Genomic DNA, 25,153 nt, shown 5'->3' on the forward strand with positions numbered 1-25,153 from the left:
CAACTCCTGTATTAAATGCTGGTGTGTGGCTGCAGCTTACTGCAGCGGCAAATAAATATCGTTTTCTGCCAGATGAGCTGCTACTTCAGGGAAAAAGGTTTTGCGCTCAACAAAAATCGGAAAATCAGCCAGTTGTTCGCCTGACTCTGGCAACCAATCCCGATACAAATAACTGACCAACGCCTCCAGCTGATGGTCATCTCCGACAAAGCTGAGTCTGGCGCAGCGAAGCGTTGGAACTTGCCGGCGGTTAAAACCGTCCGGCAGCTCCAGGCTGGCTGCCACTGTATCAGGCACAGCCACCGCCAGACCAAAACAAAAATCTTCGTCTGCAGTGTTGGCCGGGTCGGTATATAAAAAATTAAAGGTGGCAAAACGGGCAGGCGGCAGCTGATTGTCTTTACGAAATGCAATAAAACGGCGGATGCTTTGACCCAATAGCGACGGACTGCCCTTATGCTTCAATTCAATGACAGGGGTGGATGTAAACTCAACAATATCGGGTTTTGCGGGCATGGTGCTGTTCCTGCTGATGTGATTGAAGGTGGCGAGCTTTTGTTGCTGCACTTGCCATTGTTGCCAGTCGGGGTTTTGCCGGAATTCAGCCGGGCTTTGCGCCATCAGCGCAGCAAAAGCACGGCTGAAAGACTCGCTGTTCTGATAACCGCTTAAGGCGCTGATATCATTGAGTTTCATCTCACGAAACACCAACTGACTGGAGGCGCGCAGCAAGCGGCGTAGCCTGATGTAACTTTGCACTGTTAAGCCACAATGTTGCTGGAACTGGCGCTGAAAATGAAATTTTGACCAGCAGGCCACCGCACTTAACCTATCTATCGACAGATCTCCCTGCTGTTGTGCAGATGACGGGGCTGTATTAGCTAAATCAAGCGCCAATTGTGCGTCGATATACTGCAAAACTTTACCAAGCTGAAGAAAGTGTCGCATCTGGACTGCGCTGCTATTGAGGGTTACATCGATGCAGCCTAACGCAACTGGGCCAACTTTGTCCTGACCAAAAATGCTGTTTTTAATCAGATTTAAGTTTTAGGCTGCCGTTTTCAGGCAATAAAAATTGCCGGCGTAACAATAAATCCAATAGGGCATCCGGCAAAAATTTGGCCAGAAACGGTAGTGCCCAGCTGCCATAACCGGCACGGATACGCCTTGGCGGCCGGCTTTGCAGCAGTTGAGCCACTACTTTTTTGGCAAACAGGGCGGCCGGTGTTGGTTTTTGCTGCGAAGCAGCCGCTCTTTTGGCAATGCCGTCCCGAAGTGGCCACCAGGGCGATTGTGCTGACAACAGCTGCCCGGCATGGGCGCTGGCGGTGTCGCCAAAAGCAGAAGCAATAGCACCCGGCTGCACCAGCACTGTGTGAATGCCAAAAGGCGCCAGTTCAAGCCTAAGCGCGGTATTGACCGCATGTAAAGCCGCTTTGGATGCACAATAAATACCGGCAAATGGCGTGACAAAATCTGCCGACACACTACCGATATTCACCACAGTACCGCCTGTTTTGGCCAATAACGGTAAACAGCGGCGGGTGAGCTGGATCACACTAAACACATTGGTTTGAAATTGTTGGTTAAGCTCAGCAGTGCTGAAATCCAGCACCGGCCCCATGGCACCAAAACCAGCGTTATTAATTAATAAATCCAGCCGTGTTGTCTGTTGTTCCAGCTGCTGTATGGCAAGGTCCAGCGCCTGTGGATCATTAACATCCAGCAACAGTGGGTATAAACCCAGCGCCCTGAGTTCATTCAGCTGACTGTCGCGCCTGACGCTGACATACACCTGAAAGTTGTGTGACTGCAATTCAAGCGCCAAAGCCCGGCCTATGCCGGAGCCTGCGCCAGTGATCAGCGCGACTTTTTGCATTTGTTCCATGATGTTCCCGGCAGCTAAAAGCCAAATCATGACCTGTGGCCTTTGGTTTGACCAGTCATTTTTTCGCGTGCTGCACCGCTGTTATTTACGGATTTGACAAGGGGCGGGGCTGATTGTCTGAGTGCGCGGGGCGGCAGAATATGTCCAAAGGACAGCCCGCCCCGTCGCTTGTTGGGTGAGAGCGGGCTAAATACCTTCGCCTAAAAATACCCTGCTGTATCTGGGGGTTAAATAAGCCTGCTGCCCTACGGCCAGGCCTAGTTTTTTAAACTGCTCTTTATTCAGTTCCACATGCACCACCCGATCCGACTGTGCGGTTTGCAGCTCCAGCCGCACAGTGGGGCCAACTACTGTCACCAGCTCCAGTTTTGCGGCGATGCTGTCATTGGCGGCCTGATGGGACACGTCAATTTCGTGCGGGCGCACATAAGCAAAACCAGGCAAAGTTACATCATCAGCACTGGCCGGGCTGTCGGCTGCAGTAGGGTTGATCAGGGTGTCACCCTGACGCACTCTGGCGTGAAACAAATTCACTGTGCCTAAAAATTCGTAGACAAAAGGGTTGGCCGGGTTGTCGTACACTTCTTCCGGCGTGCCTTGTTGTTCAATACGACCTTTGTTCATCACCACTATACGGTCGGCCACTTCCAGCGCTTCTTCCTGATCGTGGGTCACAAAAACACTGGTGACATGAATTTCGTCGTGTAAACGGCGTAACCAGCGGCGCAGTTCGGCCCGCACTTTTGCGTCCAGTGCACCAAAAGGTTCATCCAGCAGCAGTACTTTTGGTTCCACTGCCAATGCCCGTGCTAAGGCAATACGCTGGCGCTGACCACCGGAAAGTTGTGACGGATAACGGTCTGCTGTCCAGTCGAGCTGCACCAGTTCTAATAAACGATGCACCCGTTTTTTAATTTCGGCCGGGCTTGGTCTTTGTTTGCGGGGTTTTACCGTTAGGCCAAAGGCGACGTTGTCAAACACCGTCATATTTTTAAACAAAGCGTAATGCTGAAACACAAAACCCACACCACGTTCGCTGACGTGCTGATGGCTGATATCTTCACCATGAAACAGAATGCGGCCGGCGTCGGCTTGTTCCAGACCTGCGATCAGGCGCAATAAGGTGGTTTTGCCTGAGCCGGAAGGGCCAAGCAAGGCGGTCAGCTCGCCACTTTGAATGGATAAGTTCACTTTGTCGACGGCAACAAAATCAGCAAAATTTTTCTGAACCTGTTCTATCTGAATACTCATTATGACCTCGTGCCGGCCTTTGTTGCGCCGTCATGCTGTAATTGCTGTGTTGCCTGCCGGCCAGTGACGGACTTTATTCGCTTTGGTTCCTGGAGGATGACGGCAGAACAGTGCCAGCCTCACCAAATTCGGCCTGCATCATGCGAAGCTCAAACTGGTCCAATAAAAAGCGCCACCAGGCTGGAGTTAAAGTTGTCATGGTTATCTCCGTTTAGACATCTATATGCCTGAGCGCATTAAAACAGAGGCTGTTAATAACTTAAAATATTTTTTAGGAGCAAGGTTATAACTAAAAGTGAGTCAGCCAGGGTTAACAGCGGCTCTGAGGATTGGCCCTGAGGCTGAATCTGAACAGTCACGGCGCTTTGGGAGTTGTTGTGGATGGCAATACAGCTGATCACAGCAGACGAAGCCCCGGAGCTGATGCATCCAACAGCAAAGCATGGTCTGGCCGGTACTGCGGATAGAATATGGCAGAAAAAAAGTGCGGTTAGTCGAATTTGTTTTTTTGCTGGCGTAGCGACTTGGTGACACTGCGCTGTTTTTTACCTTCCAGCCGGCGCTGCTGGCTACCATAAGTAGGTTTGGTTGCGTGGCGTTTTTTCGGTTTAAAACCGGCCGATTTAATCAGTTCTATCAGTTGCATCAGTGCTGTTTCACGGTTCATCTCCTGGCTGCGGCTTTGCTGGCTTTTAATAACAATTTTGCCGGAGGCGGTAATACGGTGATCGGCTTTTTGCAGCAGTGCGGATTTATATTCTTCCGGCAAAGACGACTGGCGGATATCAAAAATCAGCTGGATGGCGGTGGACGTTTTATTGACATGCTGACCGCCGGGCCCGCTGGCGCGAATGGCCTGCCAGTCCAGTTCAGCTTCATCAATACTTATGCCCGCCGTTATGTTGATCATCCACAATCCCCAGCCTGAAAGTCGGCAAGTGTAACAAAGCCTGTGCAGAAACCGCGGGTAATTTTGCCAAAAAAATGTATAATGCCGCACTTTTTCTAAGGGTATAAGCCACAGGAGCCACCATGAGCCAATTACCACCCTGTCCACAATGTAATTCTGTTTATGCTTATGAAGACGGTAACCAGCTGGTATGCCCTGAATGTGGTCATGAATGGCAACCCGGCGCAGCAGCTGATACAGCTGACAGCGCCAAAGTGGTGCGTGATGCTGCCGGCAATGTATTGCAGGACGGTGATACTGTAACTGTAATCAAAGACTTAAAAGTAAAAGGTTCGTCGTTGGTGGTCAAAATTGGCACTAAAGTCAAAGCCATCCGGCTGGTGGACGGCGACCATGATATCGATTGTAAAATTGATGGTTTTGGTGCGATGAAACTCAAATCTGAGTTTGTGAAAAAGGTTTAAACCGGGTTTGGCGGTGTTTTCACCGACTGACCAGACAAAAGGCGCTTTGATAGCGCCTTTGTTATTTCTGCCGCTTTTGTTTTGGCCGGTGGAACTTTGAGCCGATGTCTGTTGCTGCTAAAACCGGCGTCTGGTACTAAAAGTGGCGGCGTCAATAATGGCCCACAGATGCACTAAAGCGGCAATAATGCCAGGGATGATCAACACCCATAAAAAATAACCCACACCACAAACCACAAAAAACAAAATAGCGGCCATTAAACGGCCTTGTACCAGCTGGCCTAAGCCCGGAATAAAAAAGCTGCATAAAGCGGCGATTACATTACCGCCTGAACCTTGTTCTGCCATTGTTTGTTCTCCTGAATGCATCAGCACAAAAATTGAGATTATCGCAATTTATTGATCCACACAGCATAAATCTGTAACAGCCTGTGTAGTTGAATAACGACTGGCAACAGCCGCACTCAGGCAACAGGAGCAGTCATCGGCATCAGGCGGAGGGGTCGGTCACAAAACCCAGCTTCAGTAAACCGGCATTTTGTACTGCCGCCATGGTTTTCACTACATGTTCATAGGCTACTGTACGATCACCACGCAGCTGAATATCTGGCTGGGGTGTAGCCCTGGCGGCCTCGGCAAGTTTGACCTCCAGTTCAGTGCTGCTGACCGGCAGTTCGTTCCAGAATACTTCACCTTTGGCATTCACCGACAAGGTAATGGTGCTGGGTTTGTCCTGCTGCGGGCTGTTGCTGGCGCGCGGCAGTTCCACCTGCACTGAGTGGGTCAGCACCGGTACTGTGATAATAAAAATAATCAGCAGCACCAGCATCACGTCCACCAAAGGTGTCATGTTAATTTCGCTGATCACTTCGTCTTGTTGCTCAAAATCGCCGCCAAAAGCCATCTTAAGCTCCTTGTTTTAAAGCACGCACTTGTGCGCTTTGCTGTGACGATTTGGGCGCTGCGCCTGTTAAAAAATACGCATGCAGCTGAAAAGCAAAACGGTTGAGCTTACTGATAATGCCTGTATTGCCGCGGCTCAGTGCGTTGTAAGCCAGCACCGCCGGAATAGCGACCGCCAGACCAAAAGCTGTCATGATCAAAGCTTCACCCACAGGGCCTGCTACTTTGTCGATACTGGCCTGGCCGCTGGCACCAATGCCCACCAGCGCATGATAAATGCCCCAGACAGTGCCAAATAAACCGATAAAAGGCGCGGTCGAACCCACGGACGCCAGAATGGCCAGTCCTTTTTGCATTTGTTCGGCGCTTTCATCAATAGCGCCTTTTAAGCTGGACGTGAGCCAGTCGGATAATGGCAGTTTGCCGTGTAAATCGTCCTGATGGCTGCTGTGATGATCAAAAGCCGCCTGACCTTCGTCAGCCAGATAACGAAAGGGGTTGGCGCGACAACCGCTGCGACTGTTCGCCGAGGCCAGAATATGTTGTCCCTGGGCAAAACTTTGCGCATGCCAGAAATCGCGGCTGGCCTGCGCCACTTTTTGCAGCTGCCACAAATGCCAGGCACGGATTAAAATGACACACCAGGACGCGATGGACATCAGTAATAACATCAGCGCCACCGCTTTGATCACAGCGTCACCCTGGGCCCAGATGCTGGCGATACCATAAGGATTTGGTGCCATAGCTTTTCTCCTTGTTAAAGCAGGGGTTTGCCTGCTGAAATTGTAAAAAATACTGTTAAATCAATTGTTCAATGCAAAATTCATCGGCATTTCATACCAATAATCGATGTTTTTGCCCTGCTGGGTTGCCGGGGTAAAACGCCAGTGTTTGACGGCCTGCAGGGCCGCCTGATCCAACCGGCTAAAACCGCTGCTTTGCATCACACTGATACTGCCGACAGTGCCGTCAGCTTTAACCAATAGTTTCAACAGCACTGTGCCTTGTTCTTTTTTCTTACGGGATAAAGTTGGATACACAGGTGCCCGATTTTGGGAAGCTTTGGCATCGGCTGAAGGTGGTGCTATGGCATTGCTTGCGGGCGTGTTGCTGGCAATTTTTGCTGCAGTGTGATGCACCATAGTGCTGATGGCGCGCTCAGACGGCGTTGTCGTGTTAACCGGTTTGGCTGGGGTTTTGGCTGCAGTTTTAGTGACAGTTTTTGCCGGTGTTTTAGCTGGAATCTTTTTTGGCGCAGTTTTAGGCATAGCTTTGGGCTTAGGTTCTGGTGTTGCCTGTTTTGGTTTAACCTGCGCTGCCGGCTTAGCTTGGCTGGCCGGCGGTAACAAAGCGGCCACCATCACTGCTGCCGGTTTGGCTGCAGGTGGGGTGGTTTCTGCCTGACTGAACATCACACCCAGGCCAAGCAGATGACCGGCCACCACCAGTGTCATAATCAGCAGCTGAGATAAAGATTTTCTGAACATCTGAGTTCCGGCAGAGACTAGCTTACAAACACAAAGCTATATGAGAATGATTCGCATTATTTCATCTTTGCCTGAGTCTGACCAGTAGGGTGAGGAAAAAAACCGGGGAGTTCCCCGTTAATGGCTGCTGTAACATCACAAATTGATGTGCTAAAAAGCGGGCTGGCAGCTGGCAAGCACCAGTTTTAGCAGCGCTTGTGCAGATGACTGCATTGGTTTGAAATAAAGCAGAGTGTCAGCCGGGATCTGGGCCCTATAACTGCGGCGTCAGGTTGTTCATTGAGATTACTGCGGCAAAAAATTGGTGAGGTGGCAGCTCAGGCCACCTGTTTTTCCGCCAGATGCAGCTCCATGGTGGCTTTTAATAAACGGAATAACCGGATAGAAGCGTCAATTTCTTCTTTGCGGTTGGTCAGGCTTTCCACATTTAGCCCCAGCGGTATATCCAGCGCGGCACAATGCAATAAAATTTGTTGCAGGTTGTCGCGGCAAATTTTAATAGATTCATTTAACGGGTTGGCAGCATCCAGAATGCGGTATTTGCTGGCCTGTGGCACTGAAATGCCCAGCCACTGCATAAATTCCAAAGTTTGTTCACCACCACAGGGGGTGAAAGTGAGAATAATACGTTGGGGTGTCAGCTGTTGCTGGCGGCAACTGCGGGCATAACTGGTAATCAGGTCGATGGTGGCCTGGGCGTTATACACCGCCTGGGAGATAAAAAACTGACAACCTAAACGGCTTTTTTCAATCAGCCTTTCATGTTCATTGCCTTTTTGCGCATGACGCTCAGCAATGGCCACACCACCAAGGAAAAAGTCTGCTTCATGATTCGACAGCTGCTGATAAGCATCACTCAGGCTCAGTTTAATAGTGCCGTTGGATGAAGGGCTGCCCACCAGCACCAGATTATCCAGCTGATACTGTTGTTTGCTGTCGCTCAGCCACTGGTTAAATTCGGCGGCGTCGCGCTGCGCCACACTTTTATAGGTGATCACATCCCGTCTGGCCTGTTCACGCAAAATGCAGCTGTACTCACGTGGATCCAAAGTGCTGTGAAAAGCAAAAGGCCGCTCTGTCGCCACTCTACTGCTTTCATCCTGAATGTCGTACACCACCAGACCGTCGTATTCCACTTCGTTGAGTCTGGCTAACAGTTTTTTGGCGATACGACGGGTTTTGTCATCGGCTGTACCGGCCTTAGGCGGCGTGGTACCAATCAGATAAACACCCTGATTCGGATCGGCAATTTTCTGTTGTAGCGTTAACGGCATAATAGCAACCTCTAAAGTGAATACGGCTAAGTATACAGATGTTTGGATGGCTGGCCATCTACGTTTGAATGAATTTTTTCGATGACGCAGATGAAAAAGATTCAAGTTGGCGGGATTTTGTGTCGCTACTGCAGGCAGAGCTGCAATAACAAATGCAGGGAAAGCTGAGTTGTTACAGTGCTAATGTGCTGTGAACAATGGGAAAATGCACCACGATGCGGGTGTTTGGGCGCAATAAAGATCTGTAAAGCGGGCTGACATTTCAGTTGTGTTGACATAAATTTGTCATCTAACTGGCATACCTTGTCGGTTCCCGGATCCCAGGTGGTTGGTTATGTCAGGGCGTATTTATTCAGTGCCTTTGCTGTTGTTGCTGCTGTTAAGTGCTTTTAGTATGGCGCTTGCTTCTTATACCAGGTTGATCGAACAGCGCGCCAATCATGGCAAAGCCACCGTTATCGCATCACAGATCAGTAATAATCTTGAAGTTTTTTCTGCCGACCGGCTCAGGGCCGTCGACGACTTATTGCAAAGCTGGCCTTTGCATCATGCCAATCCGGTGGACTGGTTTAATGTACGCGCCACCACCTTAAGTAAAATGTTACCTGGTTTACACGATGTGTTGTTGCTGGATGCCCGGCAGCAGATCCGCTGGAGTATTGTGGCCAGCGAAAGAGGTAAACTCACAGGTACAGCCTTGTCCAGCCTGGGTTTTCACCAAACCGAGCCTGCTGCCGGTGGTTTTTATACAGCCTTTTATCAGCAACAGGGCCAGCCTTTTACGCTGGTGGTTAAAGCCATAGATCCACAGCAGCCAGCCAAAGGTTTTGTCGCCGCCAGTTTTGACATTCAACAAATTCTGACGGTGCTGGTGGGGGCGCTGGCCAGTGACGACTTAAGTTTTTATCTGCAGGATGGTTCCCATGCGCTGTTCCGGCACGGTGAGATTGCCCCCGATGCCCCTGCGGTCAGTCAGCATCTGAGTTTTGCCGGACGCGACTGGCAGTTTGTCATTCAGGCACAGCAGCCTGGTTTGAACAGCGCGCTGCTGGTGCTACTGGCCGGTTTATTGTCGGCCTTGTTGGTCAGCGCCATGTTGTTTCGCAAGTTATACCGTGAGCAGCAACTGCAACTACAACAGCAAATGTTTCTGGCTGCGGCCGACGCCTCCCCTGATGCCATTGCGCTTTATGTGCCGCACCCGAAGCGGCACGGCGATTTTGTGTTACAACACGCCAACTTGCAGGTAGCGGCTTTGTTTAAGCCCGGTTATCAGCAGTTGCAGCAGCTGAGTTTGCAACAGCTTTGCCATGCACTGTGCGCAGCGTCCTTCTGGCCCTTATGTTTAAGGGTGTACCAGCAGCACAAATCTTTTGACGGCATAGTGGCGGTCGATTCGGCGGCATTAACGCCAGCCTGGCTGCAGCTGCAAATTGTTAAAGCGGGCGCTGGTCTGGTGATTTCGCTGCGGGATGTGTCGGACAGCAAAATGTATGAGCAGCAGCTCAAAGCCAACGAAGAAAAATACCGCCGGCTGGTGGAGGGTATTGATGGTCATTTTATTTACCGGCTGAATCAGGCTGGCGCTGTGGATTTTATCAGCCACAGTGTGCAGCAAATTCTCGGTTACAGTCCGGCTGAATTTGCCGCCAACCATTTAACTTATGTATTGCGTGAGCCGGCGCAGATGGCGCACATTCGCGCTCAGTACCAGCAAGGGATAGCGCCTCAGCCTTATCAGATTGAATACAAAGCCAAAGATGGCAGCACACGGCAGATTGAGTTTCGCGAAAGACCGGTGCTGGACGAGCAGGGCAAGGTGCTGGCCATTGAAGGTATAGGCCGTGATGTCACCAGTGAGTTGTTGTTACAGCAAAAAATCCGCTATCAGGCCGATCACGACCAGCTAACCGGACTTTTGAACCGCTACGCCTTTGACCAGCAGCTGCAGCAACTGCTGGCTGCGGGGCAACAAGCCATTTTATGTTATATCGACATGGACCAGTTTAAGCTGGTCAATGACTCCTGCGGCCATCTGGCTGGTGATGAGTTATTACGCCACGTCGCCAGCATTCTGGCGACAGATTTAACTGACAAAGATGTGCTGGCGCGCATTGGCGGTGACGAATTTTGCCTGATTTATCCAGGTATTACGCTTTCGCAGGCCACGGCAAAATTGCAGTTGTTGTTTGGCCGCATCAGTGCTTTTCGTTTTCGCTGGGAGCAGAAAATTTTTACCGTGGCGGCCAGTATTGGCGTACTGGAGTTGTCGGGCCAGCAGCTGAACACTGTCGAAGTATTAAAAGCGGCCGACAGCGCCTGTTATTTTGCCAAAGCAGCCGGTCGCAACAGATACCATATAGTGAATGCTGGCGCTGCTGAACTGAACCATCGCCAGAATGAGCTGGATTTAGTCAGCCTTATTCAGCAAGCCATTGATCAGCATCAGTTTGAACTCTATTACCAGCGGATTGTGCCTTTGCAGGCGCAGGGCGGCGGTGCACATTATGAAATGTTGTTAAGGCTTACAGATCCACAAGGCAAGACGGTGAGTCCGGCGGTGTTTATTCCGCTGGCCGAAAGGTTTGGCCTGATGCAACATATTGATCGTTGGGTGTTTAATCAGGTGCTGGATTGTCTGGAAGCACATCCGGCGCATCTGCAGCAGCTGGACAAAGTGGCGATTAATTTATCCGGTTTATCTTTGGGTGATGAGCAGTTCCTCAGTCATATCTTGCAGCGTTTTGCCACGAGCCCGGTGCCGGCAGCAAAAATCTGTTTTGAAATTACCGAAACCGCCGCTGTGACCAATATGGCCAGTGCCAGCCGTTTTATTCAGGCACTGCAACAGATTGGTGTGCGTTTTGCGCTGGATGATTTTGGCGCCGGTATGTCGTCTTTTAGTTATCTGAAAAATATGGCGGTGGATTTTGTCAAAATTGACGGCTCTTTTGTGCGCAATATGGCGCGCGATGCCACCGACTACGCCATGGTGAAAGCCATAGCGGAAATTGCCGTCAGCCTTGGGAAAACCACCATAGCGGAATTTGTCGCCGACGCCGAGGTTAGTGTACTGTTAGCCGGCCTGGGTGTGGCTTATGGCCAGGGTTATGCGCTGCATCAGCCAGAGCCCTGGCTGCCGTTATTAGAAGCGGCCAGCGCGGCACCTGCCAGATTGCCGGCTCTGGCCTGAACCACAGTTGCTTTTGGCTGAAACACTGGTGCAGAAAGCTTCGGATCATTTATGCTGCTCAAAAGGCAGTATTGGTTGTAAATTCAGCTGCCGGGTTTCAGAGCAAAGGAGTTCAGTATGGAACTAAAAAAGTTTGGCTGGTATAGCGCGGCGATCAGCCTGACAGTGCTGACGCTGTTGTTGCTGGTGTGGTTCAGCCTGGGGGTTGGCATTATTGGCGGCGACGGTGATATAGCCAATCTGCTGTACGCAGCAGTGCTGGTGGTCACAGCTGTAGTGGCGGTGCGCGGACGTTTTCAGCCACAGGCCATGATGTGGGCTTTAATCAGCGCAGCCCTGGTTCAGGCGCTGATTGCGCTGCTGGCCGTCTACACAGGTCTGGGTTTACCTCACAGTGGCCCGGCCGAGCTGATTCTGCTGAATGGTTTTTTTGTGTTGTTGTATCTGGGTGCAGCAATGATGTTTCGCCGGGCCAACAAAGAGTCGGCATAAGTTTTTTCCCGCTGCTGGCCGTCAGGCCAGCAATCACAGCCTGCAATACCCACTGGCCCGCGCTCTGATTTGCGGCCTTTTTATATAAAAATCTTCTGATCCAACTTTTTCAGCCCTCACCACAACCAATAGAACTTTTGTCTGTTGCCCTTTTTTCTCATTGGGCTGGTCGGATAAAGGCGACAGGCCTGTGGCAGGCTCTCAGACCGCAACGGCTTCAACGTGGCTAACAGGAGTTCAGGATGAAGATCAGAAATACAATCATGTGGATGCTGCTGGTGGTGTTTTGGGCAGACGCAGCAGTCGCGGCCAAAAGCAACGATAAAACGGCTGCAACTGTGGCCGCAAGATTGCAGGATACAACGATTAAAAGATATTGGTTTAGTGTGGGATCGGCTGCAGAGCTCAAATCAGCTTTTGCCAGGCGGCAGGTGCAGTTAACTGGCCCGCTGACGCTGCCGGCTGAAGGACAAACCATGCAGCTTGACGGTGTTGGCCCCAGTGGTATCGGCAGCCATTTTGTGATTGAGCAAAAAGCCGGGCAATTTCACCTTTACGCCGAGCGGCGCCGGCCGCAGCACCCCGTAGCGCCTTTGCCCTACCTCACCCAGGATGTGGTGTTTGATACGGCAAACCCTGAAGTGTCGCCAGTGGGTACTTTCAGTTATCCGTCACAAGGCGGACCATTTCCGGCAGTGGTGCTGGTGGCAGGTACCGGCGCCCACAACAGAGACGGCAATGTGTCTTTGCATAAAACCCTATTGGTGCTAGCCGATCACCTGACCCGTCAGGGTTTTGCGGTATTACGTTATGACAAAAGGGGCGTTGGCCTGACCGGGGGCGCAGCCCATCCGGCATCTACCACCGAAGATTATGCCGCTGATGCGCTGGGCGCCGTGCGTTTTTTAAAAATGCAGCCACAGGTAAAAAGTGACCAGATTGGGGTGTTGGGGCACAGTGAAGGTGGCCTGATAGCGGCTATGGCGGCGGCACAGGCCCCGGCAGAAGTTAATTTTATTGTATTGCTGGCCGCACCAGGCCTGAAGGGGCTGGAATTAAAAACCGGGCAGGATGCAGCAGCAAGGCGGGCCGATGGTATGCCGGAGCACCTGGTGCTCGCCAATCAACAACAAGAGCGGCAACTTTATGAGATTGCCGCCTCTTCGCTGAGCCACCAGGAGGCAATAACTGCAATGCAGGCGGCAACAGCAGCCTTGCCACAAGCCACTAAAACCTTGTTGGATATTCCGCCTGAAGGTATTCCGGACTGGGCTTATGAATCGTTGCTGACACCCTGGTTCAGGCGTTTTTTGCAGCTGGATCCGGCGCACTATTTAAGCCAGGTGCAATGCCCTGTGCTGGTGCTGCAAGGGGCAAAAGATGTACAGGTGCCGGCAACAGAAAATCTGCAGCGCATCCGCGAAGCGCTGGGGAAAGCGGCTGGCTCAAAAACGGCTGGCGCCAAAGCAGTTGACGCCACAGTAGCTGGCGAGAAAACGGCCATAGCGCAGGGCGGCAACCCTCAGGTCAAAGTGCTGCTGCTGCCAGAACTGAATCATCTGTTACAACAGGCCAGAACAGGGGCTGTTCACGAATATTTGCTGATTGAACAAACCATAGCGCCGGTCGCGCTTGGCCATATCTCCAGCTGGATGCAGCAGCTGACGAAGGCCCGCCCCGCAACGAACTGACATCACAGCACTGGAAAACAATAAACACAAAAGCCCTGAACAACAAAAGAATGTTCAGGGCCACAGCAGTGAAGTTTTGAATCGCCACTAATTTCCTGGACAGCTTTCAGCCAGATAAACTAACTCAAAGAGAGGTGCCCTGAAAACTCATGACCTACAAATGCAGTATGAGAAGAAGAGGAAATTGTCACGACCATAACATGGCAGAAAGTTTTTCCCGGCTACTGAAGCAGTTGCCATCAACAATAAATCCGGCACCACTTGACTTAAACCATCCGGCATTACCGCAGAATTCTTTGGTGAATTGCGACAAGCACAACAATCGAGTGCCAAAGTAATGCCATTCACCCGCGAGCACTGGGTGTTAGCCCTGATAACGCAGGTGATTAGCAATTTGTTGTGAAGACATGCGTATAAAGGGTAAGGCACAGCTTAAAAAAAGGGTCAGCACCAGGACTAAAAGGCCCATGAGTAAAATTCGGCCTTGCAATAAATCAGTCGCAAAATGCTGCAATAACCAATCTTGTAGCAAGGTCACCATGACAAACCAAACCACACAAGCACCCAGCAACACAGGAATTAATTGGCGATATTGCGCCAACAATAAATCCAGCATATCAGCCCCCACCGCTTGCATCACACCAAATGTCGCTTGCTGTCGTCGAATTTCTGCATCCATTAAGCTGTAAAAACTAAGCGCAACCACCCCGACCATCAATACAGCAAGAATAAGCAGTGTTTCCATCAATAAAATTTCAAGTTGATTGATTTGTTCCAGTTGCTCGGCAATCGAACCTCTGGCACGAATCGTTATGTTTGAACCATAGATCTCACGCATTTGCTGTAAAAACTGCTGCATCTGCTTCTCATACGCGGCGGGATAAAGCAGCATCGCAGTGGAAAAAAGTTCTAATGCATCTTGTAAGGGTAAATAGAGTTGCGGTTCCTGCATTTTGAGCATGCCAAAATGCGGTAAATTTTCAACTACGGCTGCAACGGCTAGCCCCGCATTTTTATCTGATACATTCGACGGATTATCTTTGATATATATTCGTGGCTTTGCCTGTGAAGTTAAATTTAAGCGTGTGGCCGCCGCTTGATTGAGCCAGACTTGATTGGAATTGACCGGTTGCTCAGACAGGCCTAATTTCTGGAAGAAATTACTCGACACGAAGTAAGTCGGCAATATTACTCGATTAGGATCTTCAACCGACTCAGCGCTCACTGCCAGTGTTAATTCTTTTGGCTGCACAAAAACATCCGACAACATCAGCACTTCCTGATAAAAGGACGTTTGTTTTAAATGCTGATCCAGAATTTGCCAGGTGATCTTTTGTTGATTGTTGCCTTCAATCGACACCTGGCGTAGTGAGGTATCGATGAGCGTCGCGTGTCGAAGTGATAATGAAGATAAATAAAAGCAATAACCAAAGCTCACTAATAATAGCGCAACGGCGGCTTGGATCTGACGATTGGCATTGATGAACAAACGTTGCGCGGGTGTGAATTGCCCGGATTTACCCCGACTAAAGATATTTTTTCGAAGCAGCGAAAAGAGTGGAAACAACAAGCATAAAGAAAAGACCGTCAACAATGCTGCAACCGTGAGCATACTGCTGAGCAGTAATGCCGAGTTATCCCGGGCTTGCTGTAAAAAGCTGTCTAACAACAGTTGTTGGCTGACTGCGATAAATAGAGTACTTAAAAAACCTAATACAACCAAAAACAAAGTTTGCTCTTTGAGTAATTGCATAAATAATTGCCAGCCGTTTGCGCCCACAGCAATCCTTAGCTCAAACTCTTGCTGGCGGCTGATCATATTATTCCAGAAGTAACTCAGCAAAGATAAAAATACCACCAAACCAATCGCCATCCCCAAGTAACCACTCATGGTTGCCAAACGCAATAAAGCAGCTTTTTGCTCAGGGTTGAGCACAAAACCAGGTAAAGCTGTCCAACTTAACTCTCGGGTGTAGAGTTTTACGTCTTCAGTATTGGCTCCCTCTTTGATTTGGCTGTGTTTGATTTTCTCTTGCAATCGGCTGGGTGCTTGAAAACTTCCGGTAGTGAAAACGCCATAATAAATGTTCGTTTTCATGGCCAGTTTCGCTTTAATCTCATCCTGCACATCAGCCGGTAATGGCACGTTAAAATTGACATTAATGAGTTGTTTCTGCATTTCTATGGGTAACCAAATGCCGTCCGTCAGTGGTGCAGGCAACGCCACATGTGCAGGAAGCACGCCGGCAATTGGCAAACGGATTTCTTGCTCCGTTAAAGTCAGATGCTGCCCTGAAAGCGACATCCCCTGAAGTTCACGCTGCCAAAAAGACTCACTTATCCAAACACCCTGCGCATCAAAATTTTTTAGTACAGGCTGGGGCTGCAAAACTTCGAAAACATTGGCTGAATAAAAAGTGGGGGTCACTTCAAAAGACAAATCGCCAATACGGAATTTGGCACTAAAACCTTTACCTATTATTGCCATTTGTGCGATTTGTGGAATTTGTTGAACTCTTTGAATTGCCTGGAGGTTTACAGGTTCTAGCGTGCCATTTGGACTAAGTCCACCCAGCGTAAATAACTGCTGAGGTTGCGTCACCCAATGGGGACGATCCTGGTTAAAGTAAATAAAGCTGCTTACGACTAAATACAGCGTGGCACAAAACAAGGCACAACCCAGCACTAAAATGAGCCAGGTTAATTTTTGTCGAAAGGCGAAGCGCATACCAAGACGCAGATCTTGCTTAAACATGGCGCAATTCATCGGGTAGTTTGCAAGATCTGACCATCTTGCATTTTTAGTCGCACAGAGCATTGCGAAGCAAGTTGCCCATCATGGGTGACCATCACGATAGTCATCCCTTCGCGATTCAGTTGCTGTAAGAGCTGAAAAACCATCGCTGCACTGGCGCTATCTAAGTTTCCGGTTGGCTCGTCGGCAAATAAGATACCCGGCGAGGTCACTAAGGCCCTCGCAATAGCCACCCGTTGTTGCTGACCGCCTGATAAGGCATGGGGATAACTGGCGGCTTTATCGGCAAGCCCGACACTTTCCAGTACGGTTTTGGCTTTTTCTTGCTGGAAGCGCGCAGAACCAAAACTGCCATAGCGCATCGGGAGCATCACATTGTCTAACACTGTGAGTTCGCCAATCAGATTAAAGTTCTGAAAAATCCAACCAATGTGTCGATTGCGGGCCGCTGCGAGCTGACGCTTATGCAAGTTTTTTACGTGTAACTGACTGAGTTGATAATGCCCTTGCCATTCCAAATCTAATAAACCCAGCACCGACAACAAGGTTGATTTTCCGCAACCAGATGGCCCTTCAATGGCCATAAATTCACCTTGGAATAGTTCGAAACTTAACTCATGCAAAATGATTTGCTGACCAAAATGTTTACTTAATTGACGGACCTCGATTAAGGGTGACGTGATATCACTCATAAATCGTCCTCATGTACATCCAGCGCCACCAGATCGCCTTTTTCCAACCCAGATAAAATTTCTACAGTATTTGCCGTGATTAACCCCACCTCTACCGGGTACCATTCAAAATCGCTCATGCCTTGCTTTTTAACCCACAACCGTGGCTGATTATTGTCTGCACGAAGATAACTCGGTTTTTCAATTTGCAATGCCAACTCTTTATGCACCAAAGTGATGGTGGCCGACACCTCTACAAACGGCATCGCAGTTGCTGGCAATTGCCCTGTGAGTTCCATATCCACTTGCACTTGGTTATGTTCGGCTCTGGGAGCAATACGGGTCACTTTGGCGGAGATCGGCAAGCCTTTAATATTCACATCCGCCACTTGACCAACATGCACTTTTTGCACATCGCTTGCATTAATTCTGACCTCTGCGTACAACTGCGATGTATCGGAAACTAACGCCAGATTTTTACCCACGACCAGCCATTCACCGACGTGCAAACTGGTATCAATTTCTTGTAACACGCCATCAATTTCAGATCGAACTTTCAGCATGGCAACCTCTTGCGCTGCCATGGTTTCATTGATTAGGCTTTGCTCAACTTTGAGTGTGGCTGCCTCTAATTTACTTTTAGCCTGTTGGTCAAACTGATGGAATTGTTGTTCCAAAAGTTTTTGTTTGGCATGTGCATTTCCGGCTAGCACACGCTGACGCTCTAATTCAATGGCTGAAATAATGTGTGCACTTTGTAATTTTTCTTTAGCCGCCAACTCGGTACTGGCCACTTTATATTCACCCTGACTCAGCGCTAATTCGTAAGCAAGTTGGCTTTTGTCTTGTTGTAACTCTGAAACAACACTCTGCATTTCAGCTTGAGCTAAACGTTTTTCATGCTGAGCGAGGGTGTAGCGTTTACGAACCTCCAGGTTTTCCAGCTCAAATAACACCGCATTTTTGCTAATTTTTTGCCCGGCCACAAAGTGGATAGCCAACACTTTGCCTTCGACCTGGTTGACTATTCTTTGACCGCTTTTGCTTTTGAGCACACCATTGGCAGCCACCAAAGTCACCAATGGTTTTTGTGATACCACACTATGGTTTGTATGCTCAGAAGGTGGGGTATGGCCTGAAGTGATCTGATCAATATCACGCCAGACCAAAAGCACTAACAACAAGACGAGCAAAAAAACACCAAAAAATAAGGCAGGCAAACGCCAATCACGGCCTTTGGTCAATAAGGCCTCATCCAGCAACATGGCGTTAATTCCTCAATTCAACCTGAATTAAAGTGATAGGTTTTTGCTGAAGTTTAGTCATCAATTGCTCAAGATTTGCAACTTGAACTTTACAAGGTGGGCATGGATTGTTTGGATCTTCGGGGTTTTGAAACACTTTGGGGTCAAAGCCTACATTCAGTAATACAAATGAATCGGGAGATTTTAAAGATTGTTCAATCTGTGCTGCAATCTCAGGTGAAACTTTTTGGATCCCAGCAAAAGTATGCTCTGCTCTAAGCTCACTGCTAAGCTGGCTCGGTGCAGTTTGCAATTTATGCAACACTTCATCAGGCACTACTGTTTTACCTTCATGCACATAAAGTACTTTTTTGTCAGCATTAATCAACCAAAATTGCAGCGGTTGTGTATTTAGCTTAGTCATCACCCAACCTGGCATACTACCAACAGTGTTTATAATCTGCGGGTAAGATTGTTGTGCGTCTATTTTTCCGTCAGATTGATTTGCTGACACATCAAATAAAAACAAAGCAGCAAGTAATAATGTGATTCTTTTCATTGTTTAAATTTCCAGCATTTTAAAATTTAAACATCTCGAGCTATTGTTTCAATAACTCGAGATGTTTTCACTATATTACCATCTAACGATTATTCCACACTCATAACCACTGTTTGTAACTTTACAATAAGCTTCACCACCCATAACTTGATGATTTTGAGCAGGAGTCTTTTGTGTAGAGTATGATGCTACATTTTGTTTTGCGAAAACAGTAGGGGTTGTTGATGTAACAACTAAAGCAATAGCTAACAGAATTGATTTGTTAATCATTTGAAAACGTCCTGTGTTTAATGTTGATAATAAGAAACAAATTGTTTCGTTTTGAAAATTATCATGTAATAAAAATGTGGTCAATAGAGCTACAGCAATTAAGCAGGCGCTAATAAAAACCAGAGGCTCCCCCATAAACTGACAGACAAATGTATGTTTCGGATGAATCCGAACACTTAATCCGGTCCAATCCGAGCACTTGTAGTCATTTTTCCAAATCGTAGTCCGGAATGCCGATACGTCGTTTTTTTCTAACTAAATCAAATGGCAAGCTCGCCCTTGCTCAATGCATTTCGGAAAAGCTGACTATGGCAAAAAAGAGAGGAGGTATGAGCGACATGAGAGAGATTCTGAAACTTCGCTTTGATGCTGGCCTTAGCTTACGCTATATAGCAATTGTTGCACCCTGGGGCCGCTATTGTTCGCAAGATACTGTTTTGCTTTGTGACCAGCAAGGGGTTAAAGCCCGCCCATGTACATACGCGAGCATGACTTCAAGGGAAGCCGCTTCGCTTAATATTTCGATTCCGGGCAGTTGAAAGATGCAGTTCGGGGGCTTTGAAGTCAACTGAATGATACAAAACCAAACTAGCTTCATGATTGGCATAGTGCTGATCATGAAGATAGTTAGTTTTCCAGATCCGTCGATTCTATAGTTTACATTTTTCTAAACTAGTTTTTAAGAGTAACAAACTCTTCCGCCGAAGTCGGGTGTATCGCCACACAGTTATCAAAATCTGCTTTGGTGGCGCCCATTTTTATCGCCACGGCAAAACCCTGCAACATTTCGTCGGCGCCAAAACCTATCACATGTAAACCCACTATTTTTTCGTTGGCCCCCTGACAAATCAGTTTCATCCGGGTGGGCTGGCGGTGCGAAGTAAGGGCGCTGTACATCGCAGTAAATTCACTTTGATAGACTTTAATGCTGTCGCCAAATTCTGCTCTGGCTTCGTTTTCGGTCAAACCAATGGTGCCAATGGCCGGATGGGAAAACACCACTGTCGGCACCAGGTTGTAATCCAGATGCAAATCAGTTTTGCCGTTAAACAGCCGCTCGGCCAACCGCCGGCCTGCCGCAACCGCAACTGGCGTTAGTGCCAGCCGGCCTGTGTTGTCGCCAATGGCATAAATGCCAGGCACATTGGTGTTCTGGTATTTATCGGTTTGAATAAAACCCTGAGCGTCCAATGCCACACCGGCAGCAGCTAAGTTTAAATTTTCTGTGGCCGGGCTTCGGCCTATGGCCCAGATCAAAGAGTCCACTTCAAGCGTACCTCCATGACTGAGGCTGAGCGTTAAACTGCCATCCGGGTTTTTAACAACAGCCTGCACCTGGGTGTGCGGATGTAAAGTGACACCATCACGCGCCATTTGCTCGCTCAGGGTGGTCGACAACATCTCGTCAAAATGCCGCAGTGCTTTGTCGTGGCGCACTAATAAATGGGTCTGGCTGCCAAGCGCGTTGAAGACACCGGCAATTTCCACGGCTATATAACCTGCGCCCACCACAGCCACCCGCTTTGGTTGTTGCTGCAAAGCAAAAAAACCGTCGCTGTCGATACCAAGCTCAGCGCCCGGAATATCGGGCCAGCTTGGTTTGCCGCCTGTGGCAATACTAATGTGATCTGCACTGTACAGTTTGCCGTTTACTTCCACAGTGTTGGCACTTACAAAACGGCCAAAACCCTGGATCACAGTGACATTATTTTTGGCGAGAACTCTATCGTAAGAGGCATGAATGCGGCTGATATAAGCTTCGCGGCTTTGAATTAATCTGCCCCAGTCCAAAGGCGGAGTGTCGGTGGCAAAACCATAGTCGGGCGCCAGTTTAAAAGCTTCTGCCACCTGGCCTGCAAACCACATGGCTTTTTTGGGCACACAACCGACATTGACGCAGGTGCCGCCCAGGGCTTTTGCTTCAATAATGGCGCATTTTTTACCATGGCTGGCGGCTCTGTTGGCGCTGGCGATACCGCCACTGCCACCGCCAATGGCGATATAGTCAAAATGTTCAGTCATTTTATGATCCCGGATAAGGCGCCGCGCTGGGCGCTGCTTGATAATCTGACCTTGTTATATGGGGTCAGCTGCACAAATGCAAGGCCGGGTTTTGGGTAGTGGATTTGGTGAAAGCGCTGTATAGTAATACAGTTATCTGCCGCCAAAACTACTCTAAAAAACGCGACAACTCAGGAGCTTAGCATGGATTTGTTTTTTGCCGCCGACAAGCTTTGGCCCTTGCTGACGCTGGGTCTGCTGCTGTTATGGGCTTTCACCGGCTGGCGCTCGCAGCAGCAACGCCAGCAGCAGGCACTGGAATTGATGCGGCTGCACACTGAGCTGACGGCCAGTCAGAGTCAACTGCAGCAACAACAGCAACAACATCGCGAGCTGCAACAGCAACAGGTGCAGCAACAACAACATTATCTGCAGCTGAAAGAAAAATACGACCGGCTGACTGTGACTTTACAGGAGCGCCAGCAACATTTTCATAGTCAGCTGGCGTTATTGCAGGAAAATAAAGCACAGTTAAAACAAGAGTTTGAATTGCTTGCCAACGAAATTTTACAGCGTAAGGGCGAAGATTTTAAACTGCAGAGCAGCCAGAGTCTGCTGCAGTTATTGCAGCCGTTGCAGGCGGATATGAAAGGTTTTCGCGACAAAGTAGAGTCCATTCACACTGAAGAGCTGAAACAGCGGGCTGAACTTAAAACTGAGCTGATTAACCTGCAAAAGCTGAATTTTGCCATTACCGATCAGGCTGCCCGTTTAACCAATGCCTTGCAGGGCCAGAAAAAAACGCAGGGCAACTGGGGTGAGCTGATGCTGGAAAATGTGCTGGAAAACTCCGGTTTAAGGGCTGGGGTGGATTATCAGCGTGAAGTGAGTTTTCACACCGATGAAGGCCGGCGCCGGCCGGATGTGATTGTGTATCTGCCACAACAAAAACATCTGGTGATTGATGCCAAAACCTCTTTGGCGGCTTATACCCGTTATGTCAATGCTGAGCAGGACGACGAGCGGCAACTGGCGCTGCGCCAGCATTGTCAGGCGGTGCAGGACCGTATTCTGGAGCTGGCCGATCGCAATTATTATCAGCTCAGTGGCCTCAATTCTCCTGAAGTGGTGTTTATGTTTATTCCAATTGAATCGGCTTACGTCGAAGCACTAAAACAGCAGCCGCTGTTGTATCAGCAAGCGCTGGAGCGCAATGTGCTGGTGGCAACGCCTACAACTTTGCTGACCAGTCTGAATATAGTGCGCCAGCTGTGGCGTTTTGAAGATCAGAATAAACACAGTGCAGAACTGGCGAGTCGCGCCGAAAAATTTTACGCCAAACTGACAGGTTTTCTGGAAAGTATGCAGGGGGTGGGCAAACAGCTGGACCGCGCCCGTGAAAGTTACGACAAAGCCTTTAGTCAGCTGTACAGTGGTAAAGGCAATTTAATTAAACAAGCCGCAGAATTTAAAGATTTAGGGGTGGCTGTTAAAACGGAAATGGCGGCTGATTTGCTGGAAAAAGCGCATCTGGAATTACCCTTGGCCGAAGACGAATGAAAAAAGACTCGCTGCGCTGTCGCGCTTTTTGTGTGCTAAAGCTGATGCTGCTGGCGCTGACCAGCCTGCAGCTACAGGCTTTGCCGCAGCAAGCTGCTATTGTGGGACAGCAAGAACAGCAGAGTGCTGGTACAGCAGCACAGGCGCAGCAAAACCAGCAGTTACCACAAGTGCAAAACAGCCCTCAGCCTGAACCTTCGCCGCCGGCACAGGACTTGCCGGCAATCGCATCTGCCGATGCACCCTGCACCTTGGTTGCACATCTGAATGAGTCCAGAGCAGACACCGAAGCTGAAGGTTTGCAGTTGCCGCGCTGGTACGACTTACACGCCAGATTATTACATTTATTGACCGACGAAGCGGGCTGCCAGCTGACAGTGGTTGGCAGCCCCTGGCCACGCTCTTTAGCTTTATTACAACAAGGCAAAATTGATCTGATGCTGACCATGTCGTACACCAAAGAACGGGCAGGTTATGCCGATTTTATTGGCGTGCACTATATGGAAGAATCGGTGCTGGTGCTGCATAAAAACTACCTGCATCTGGTACATCAGCTTAGTGATATCAATCTGTTACCCGGCAGTATCGGCGTGCTGCGCGACGCTTATTATGGTGACGCTTTTGAGCAGCTGCGCCATGAAAAAAGTTATCAGCCGTTTTTACAGTATGCCAGCAGCCTGACACAAAAGCTGAATATGCTAAAAAAAGGCCGGGTGCTTGGCATGATTGAAGATAAAACCCAGTATCTGGAATGGAGTCAGCTGTATCCTGAGTTGCGAGCGCAATATCGCCTCAGCCTGAGTTTGCATAAAGCACCCGTTTATATCGTTGCCAGCAAAGCCGGTGTGTCGCCAGAACTGCGGTTGCGTTTGCATCAGGCCTGGCAGCGGGTGTATGGCCAGGAAAAACATCGCGCTATTCTGGCCGAATTTGGCTGGACCTTAGAATAAAACGGCTGGCTGACTTTGTATGACTACAAGCATTAACAAGGCTGCAAATAACAATCAGCCACAGTTACAGGTGGTATGGGTCGGTGGAGCGCTGGATAAATACACCCAGTTATTACGGCAATTTGTTGGACCAAATCAGCATTATTTTCAATGGTTTGAATACGCAGCCCTGGCGCGCTGGCTCAGACAACACCAGCAAGAGCCAGTCTTGCTGATTGGTCATAGTTATGGCGCCAGCACCGCAGCAGCCGTAGTGGCGGCCGGACATCCGGTGCAGCAGCTTATCACTATAGATCCGGTCAGCTGGCGCAAACCCGACGGCTGGGCGGTGCGCCAGTACGCCGGCCTGTGGCAGAATTATCTGGCGGCCGATGCCAGGCTGAATTTTGCCAATCTGGTGGCCAGATGTGGTGGTCAGTGGCAACAATGGCCGGCTTCTTTTGCCCATCAGCATAAACTGTTGCAGGCCGACCACGCCACTGTGGTAGCCAGAGCTTTATTGGACTGGCGGGCTGAACAACAAACTCAGGCAGCGTCAGAGCCAAAACCCCAGCCGTTACAAGGCTAAACCCAAAACATGGTGCACCCTGCGATGAAGCAGGGGGCCCGTCAAAACGGAACCCGATATGACAACAGCAACAACAAATCCGGAATGGCCGGGCCTCTGGCGCATGCTGGTGGCTATGTTATTGTCCGGCACCATTGGCTGGTTTGTGGTGGAAAGTGGCCAGAATACCGCCACTGTGGTGTTTTACCGCTGCCTGATTGGTGGGGCTGCCTTGTTGTTGTATCTGAGCTGGCAGCACGGCTGGCAACAATTAAACCGCAGTCAGGCCGGTTATCTGCTGCTCGGTGGTCTGGCGCTGGTGGCAAACTGGTTTTGTTTATTTGGTGCTTATCATTTAAGTTCGATTTCAATTGCTACTCTGGTGTATCACACCCAGCCCTTTTTTCTGTTATTGATCACCGCCTTATTACAGCGCCAACCGCCTTCGGCCTCACGCTGGGCCTGGCTGGCACTGGCGTTTTGTGGTGTGGCGCTGACCACAGGGCTGCAATTTGGTGGTGATCATCAGCAGTTGTGGTTGGGGGTGGGGTTGGCGGCACTGGCGGCCTGTTTATATGCGGTGGCCACTTTAACGACACGCAAACTCAGTGGTGTCGCACCGGCGCAAATTGCCGGTTTGCAGATGATGCTGGGGGTGTTGTTGATGTTACCAATGGACAAAACCAGCCTGAGTGAGCTGGCGCTGCCGTCTGCAGCGGCTTTGCTGACTTTGGGCTTGGTGCATACAGGTTTGATGTATAACCTGATGTATAGCGCTTTTCAGCGCCTGCCGGTCAGCAGCATAGCGTTTTTATCTTTTGTCTATCCGCTGGTGGCGGTGCTGATTGATTTATGGTTTTACCAGGTGGCGTTGTCGTTACTGCAGGTCGGCGGTATGGCGCTGATTGTACTGGCGATAGTGGCAAATCAGCGGCAATGGGCTTTCTGGCCTTTTACCGCGCAAGGGGAACGGGGCTGATACAGAGCAGTGTGCACTCAACTTCGATGATTCAGCAGCAGTTATTCGGCAGCCGTTATTAAAC

General features: G+C 49.5%; 24 protein-coding genes. 8 read left to right on the top strand and 16 right to left on the bottom strand.

The window, feature by feature from the left end; translation table 11 throughout:
- Positions 1-36: 36 nt before the first annotated feature.
- From N3Z11_RS09310 to arfB, 5 genes are all read right to left on the bottom strand, one after another.
- The gene (locus N3Z11_RS09310) at positions 37-948 is read right to left on the bottom strand and encodes a GyrI-like domain-containing protein (protein ID WP_260656898.1); all 912 of its coding nucleotides are present in this window, start codon (positions 946-948) and stop codon (positions 37-39) included.
- Between the two features lie 82 nt (positions 949-1,030).
- Positions 1,031-1,888: an SDR family oxidoreductase gene (locus tag N3Z11_RS09315; RefSeq protein WP_260656899.1), complete on the bottom strand. Its 858-nt coding sequence runs from the start codon at positions 1,886-1,888 to the stop codon at positions 1,031-1,033.
- Positions 1,889-2,074: 186 nt separating this feature from the next.
- Complete coding sequence (locus N3Z11_RS09320) at positions 2,075-3,139, bottom strand: sulfate/molybdate ABC transporter ATP-binding protein (RefSeq protein ID WP_260656900.1); 1,065 nt, start codon at positions 3,137-3,139, stop codon at positions 2,075-2,077.
- Between the two features lie 73 nt (positions 3,140-3,212).
- Positions 3,213-3,338 (bottom strand): hypothetical protein, encoded by a 126-nt coding sequence (locus N3Z11_RS09325; RefSeq protein WP_260656901.1) that lies wholly within the window; start codon positions 3,336-3,338, stop codon positions 3,213-3,215.
- 291 nt (positions 3,339-3,629) lie between these two features.
- Positions 3,630-4,049: an alternative ribosome rescue aminoacyl-tRNA hydrolase ArfB gene (gene arfB / locus N3Z11_RS09330; RefSeq protein WP_260656902.1), complete on the bottom strand. Its 420-nt coding sequence runs from the start codon at positions 4,047-4,049 to the stop codon at positions 3,630-3,632.
- Positions 4,050-4,171: 122 nt separating this feature from the next.
- Between arfB and N3Z11_RS09335 the strand changes: the two genes are divergently transcribed.
- Positions 4,172-4,513, top strand: coding sequence for a zinc ribbon domain-containing protein YjdM (locus N3Z11_RS09335; protein WP_260656903.1), 342 nt, complete (start codon positions 4,172-4,174; stop codon positions 4,511-4,513).
- A 117-nt stretch (positions 4,514-4,630) separates the two neighbouring features.
- Here the strand turns inward: N3Z11_RS09335 and N3Z11_RS09340 are convergent, their stop codons facing one another.
- From N3Z11_RS09340 to N3Z11_RS09360, 5 genes are all read right to left on the bottom strand, one after another.
- Positions 4,631-4,861 (bottom strand): hypothetical protein, encoded by a 231-nt coding sequence (locus N3Z11_RS09340; protein ID WP_260656904.1) that lies wholly within the window; start codon positions 4,859-4,861, stop codon positions 4,631-4,633.
- A gap of 142 nt (positions 4,862-5,003) precedes the next feature.
- Positions 5,004-5,417 (bottom strand): ExbD/TolR family protein, encoded by a 414-nt coding sequence (locus N3Z11_RS09345; RefSeq protein ID WP_260656905.1) that lies wholly within the window; start codon positions 5,415-5,417, stop codon positions 5,004-5,006.
- A 1-nt stretch (position 5,418) separates the two neighbouring features.
- A complete protein-coding gene (locus N3Z11_RS09350) occupies positions 5,419-6,159 on the bottom strand; it encodes a MotA/TolQ/ExbB proton channel family protein (protein ID WP_260656906.1) in 741 nt (246 codons plus the stop codon).
- A 60-nt stretch (positions 6,160-6,219) separates the two neighbouring features.
- The gene (locus tag N3Z11_RS09355) at positions 6,220-6,903 is read right to left on the bottom strand and encodes an energy transducer TonB (RefSeq protein WP_260656908.1); all 684 of its coding nucleotides are present in this window, start codon (positions 6,901-6,903) and stop codon (positions 6,220-6,222) included.
- 317 nt (positions 6,904-7,220) lie between these two features.
- The gene (locus tag N3Z11_RS09360; protein ID WP_260656909.1) at positions 7,221-8,177 is read right to left on the bottom strand and encodes a methylenetetrahydrofolate reductase; all 957 of its coding nucleotides are present in this window, start codon (positions 8,175-8,177) and stop codon (positions 7,221-7,223) included.
- 334 nt (positions 8,178-8,511) lie between these two features.
- On the opposite strand from N3Z11_RS09360, the gene N3Z11_RS09365 reads away from it, so the two are divergent.
- The 3 genes from N3Z11_RS09365 (at position 8,512) to N3Z11_RS09375 (ending at position 13,553) form a co-directional block, all read left to right on the top strand.
- A complete protein-coding gene (locus N3Z11_RS09365) occupies positions 8,512-11,370 on the top strand; it encodes a bifunctional diguanylate cyclase/phosphodiesterase (RefSeq protein WP_260656910.1) in 2,859 nt (952 codons plus the stop codon).
- A gap of 117 nt (positions 11,371-11,487) precedes the next feature.
- Positions 11,488-11,862: a hypothetical protein gene (locus N3Z11_RS09370; RefSeq protein WP_260656911.1), complete on the top strand. Its 375-nt coding sequence runs from the start codon at positions 11,488-11,490 to the stop codon at positions 11,860-11,862.
- A gap of 242 nt (positions 11,863-12,104) precedes the next feature.
- On the top strand, positions 12,105-13,553 hold the full coding sequence (locus N3Z11_RS09375; protein ID WP_260656912.1) for an alpha/beta hydrolase family protein: 1,449 nt from the start codon (positions 12,105-12,107) through the stop codon (positions 13,551-13,553).
- A gap of 364 nt (positions 13,554-13,917) precedes the next feature.
- On the opposite strand, the gene N3Z11_RS09380 is transcribed toward N3Z11_RS09375, so the two are convergent.
- The 6 genes from N3Z11_RS09380 to gorA form a co-directional block, all read right to left on the bottom strand.
- A complete protein-coding gene (locus tag N3Z11_RS09380) occupies positions 13,918-16,308 on the bottom strand; it encodes an FtsX-like permease family protein (RefSeq protein ID WP_260656913.1) in 2,391 nt (796 codons plus the stop codon).
- Positions 16,309-16,316: 8 nt separating this feature from the next.
- Positions 16,317-17,000, bottom strand: a complete 684-nt coding sequence (locus tag N3Z11_RS09385; protein WP_260656914.1) for an ABC transporter ATP-binding protein — start codon at positions 16,998-17,000, stop codon at positions 16,317-16,319.
- Positions 16,997-18,049: an efflux RND transporter periplasmic adaptor subunit gene (locus N3Z11_RS09390; protein ID WP_260656915.1), complete on the bottom strand. Its 1,053-nt coding sequence runs from the start codon at positions 18,047-18,049 to the stop codon at positions 16,997-16,999. The genes N3Z11_RS09385 and N3Z11_RS09390 overlap by 4 nt, the downstream gene beginning before the upstream one ends.
- A 199-nt stretch (positions 18,050-18,248) precedes the next feature.
- Entirely contained in the window at positions 18,249-18,782 is a 534-nt protein-coding gene (locus N3Z11_RS09395) for a hypothetical protein (protein WP_260656916.1), read from the bottom strand.
- A gap of 75 nt (positions 18,783-18,857) precedes the next feature.
- Positions 18,858-19,187, bottom strand: coding sequence for a hypothetical protein (locus N3Z11_RS09400; protein WP_260656917.1), 330 nt, complete (start codon positions 19,185-19,187; stop codon positions 18,858-18,860).
- Positions 19,188-19,724: 537 nt separating this feature from the next.
- Positions 19,725-21,074, bottom strand: coding sequence for a glutathione-disulfide reductase (gorA, locus tag N3Z11_RS09405; protein ID WP_260656918.1), 1,350 nt, complete (start codon positions 21,072-21,074; stop codon positions 19,725-19,727).
- A 183-nt stretch (positions 21,075-21,257) separates the two neighbouring features.
- Between gorA and N3Z11_RS09410 the strand changes: the two genes are divergently transcribed.
- The 4 genes from N3Z11_RS09410 to N3Z11_RS09425 are packed head-to-tail and all read left to right on the top strand — an operon-like array spanning position 21,258 to position 25,089.
- Positions 21,258-22,613, top strand: a complete 1,356-nt coding sequence (locus N3Z11_RS09410; RefSeq protein WP_260656919.1) for a DNA recombination protein RmuC — start codon at positions 21,258-21,260, stop codon at positions 22,611-22,613.
- The gene (locus tag N3Z11_RS09415) at positions 22,610-23,563 is read left to right on the top strand and encodes a substrate-binding periplasmic protein (protein WP_260656920.1); all 954 of its coding nucleotides are present in this window, start codon (positions 22,610-22,612) and stop codon (positions 23,561-23,563) included. Before N3Z11_RS09410 ends, N3Z11_RS09415 begins: the two co-directional genes overlap by 4 nt.
- Positions 23,564-23,582: 19 nt before the next feature.
- Positions 23,583-24,131 (top strand): alpha/beta hydrolase, encoded by a 549-nt coding sequence (locus N3Z11_RS09420; RefSeq protein ID WP_260656921.1) that lies wholly within the window; start codon positions 23,583-23,585, stop codon positions 24,129-24,131.
- 58 nt (positions 24,132-24,189) lie between these two features.
- Complete coding sequence (locus N3Z11_RS09425; RefSeq protein WP_260656922.1) at positions 24,190-25,089, top strand: DMT family transporter; 900 nt, start codon at positions 24,190-24,192, stop codon at positions 25,087-25,089.
- Positions 25,090-25,153: the final 64 nt, after the last annotated feature.

The sequence above is a fragment of the Rheinheimera sp. 4Y26 genome (genome assembly GCF_025245835.1).
Taxonomy (GTDB): domain Bacteria; phylum Pseudomonadota; class Gammaproteobacteria; order Enterobacterales; family Alteromonadaceae; genus Pararheinheimera.

Bases quoted from the DNA above. Each gene is read 5' to 3' on its own strand.
- N3Z11_RS09380 (WP_260656913.1), bottom strand. From the start codon at position 16,308: ATGTTTAAGCAAGATCTGCGTCTTGGTATGCGCTTCGCCTTTCGACAA.
- gorA (WP_260656918.1), bottom strand. From the start codon at position 21,074: ATGACTGAACATTTTGACTATATCGCCATTGGCGGTGGCAGTGGCGGT.
- N3Z11_RS09400 (WP_260656917.1), bottom strand. From the start codon at position 19,187: ATGGGGGAGCCTCTGGTTTTTATTAGCGCCTGCTTAATTGCTGTAGCT.
- arfB (WP_260656902.1), bottom strand. From the start codon at position 4,049: ATGATCAACATAACGGCGGGCATAAGTATTGATGAAGCTGAACTGGAC.
- N3Z11_RS09410 (WP_260656919.1), top strand. From the start codon at position 21,258: ATGGATTTGTTTTTTGCCGCCGACAAGCTTTGGCCCTTGCTGACGCTG.
- N3Z11_RS09345 (WP_260656905.1), bottom strand. From the start codon at position 5,417: ATGGCTTTTGGCGGCGATTTTGAGCAACAAGACGAAGTGATCAGCGAA.
- N3Z11_RS09325 (WP_260656901.1), bottom strand. From the start codon at position 3,338: ATGACAACTTTAACTCCAGCCTGGTGGCGCTTTTTATTGGACCAGTTT.
- N3Z11_RS09350 (WP_260656906.1), bottom strand. From the start codon at position 6,159: ATGGCACCAAATCCTTATGGTATCGCCAGCATCTGGGCCCAGGGTGAC.
- N3Z11_RS09420 (WP_260656921.1), top strand. From the start codon at position 23,583: ATGACTACAAGCATTAACAAGGCTGCAAATAACAATCAGCCACAGTTA.
- N3Z11_RS09310 (WP_260656898.1), bottom strand. From the start codon at position 948: ATGCGACACTTTCTTCAGCTTGGTAAAGTTTTGCAGTATATCGACGCA.
- N3Z11_RS09355 (WP_260656908.1), bottom strand. From the start codon at position 6,903: ATGTTCAGAAAATCTTTATCTCAGCTGCTGATTATGACACTGGTGGTG.
- N3Z11_RS09415 (WP_260656920.1), top strand. From the start codon at position 22,610: ATGAAAAAAGACTCGCTGCGCTGTCGCGCTTTTTGTGTGCTAAAGCTG.
- N3Z11_RS09340 (WP_260656904.1), bottom strand. From the start codon at position 4,861: ATGGCAGAACAAGGTTCAGGCGGTAATGTAATCGCCGCTTTATGCAGC.
- N3Z11_RS09320 (WP_260656900.1), bottom strand. From the start codon at position 3,139: ATGAGTATTCAGATAGAACAGGTTCAGAAAAATTTTGCTGATTTTGTT.
- N3Z11_RS09360 (WP_260656909.1), bottom strand. From the start codon at position 8,177: ATGCCGTTAACGCTACAACAGAAAATTGCCGATCCGAATCAGGGTGTT.
- N3Z11_RS09385 (WP_260656914.1), bottom strand. From the start codon at position 17,000: ATGAGTGATATCACGTCACCCTTAATCGAGGTCCGTCAATTAAGTAAA.
- N3Z11_RS09425 (WP_260656922.1), top strand. From the start codon at position 24,190: ATGACAACAGCAACAACAAATCCGGAATGGCCGGGCCTCTGGCGCATG.
- N3Z11_RS09365 (WP_260656910.1), top strand. From the start codon at position 8,512: ATGTCAGGGCGTATTTATTCAGTGCCTTTGCTGTTGTTGCTGCTGTTA.
- N3Z11_RS09315 (WP_260656899.1), bottom strand. From the start codon at position 1,888: ATGGAACAAATGCAAAAAGTCGCGCTGATCACTGGCGCAGGCTCCGGC.
- N3Z11_RS09395 (WP_260656916.1), bottom strand. From the start codon at position 18,782: ATGAAAAGAATCACATTATTACTTGCTGCTTTGTTTTTATTTGATGTG.
- N3Z11_RS09335 (WP_260656903.1), top strand. From the start codon at position 4,172: ATGAGCCAATTACCACCCTGTCCACAATGTAATTCTGTTTATGCTTAT.
- N3Z11_RS09375 (WP_260656912.1), top strand. From the start codon at position 12,105: ATGAAGATCAGAAATACAATCATGTGGATGCTGCTGGTGGTGTTTTGG.
- N3Z11_RS09370 (WP_260656911.1), top strand. From the start codon at position 11,488: ATGGAACTAAAAAAGTTTGGCTGGTATAGCGCGGCGATCAGCCTGACA.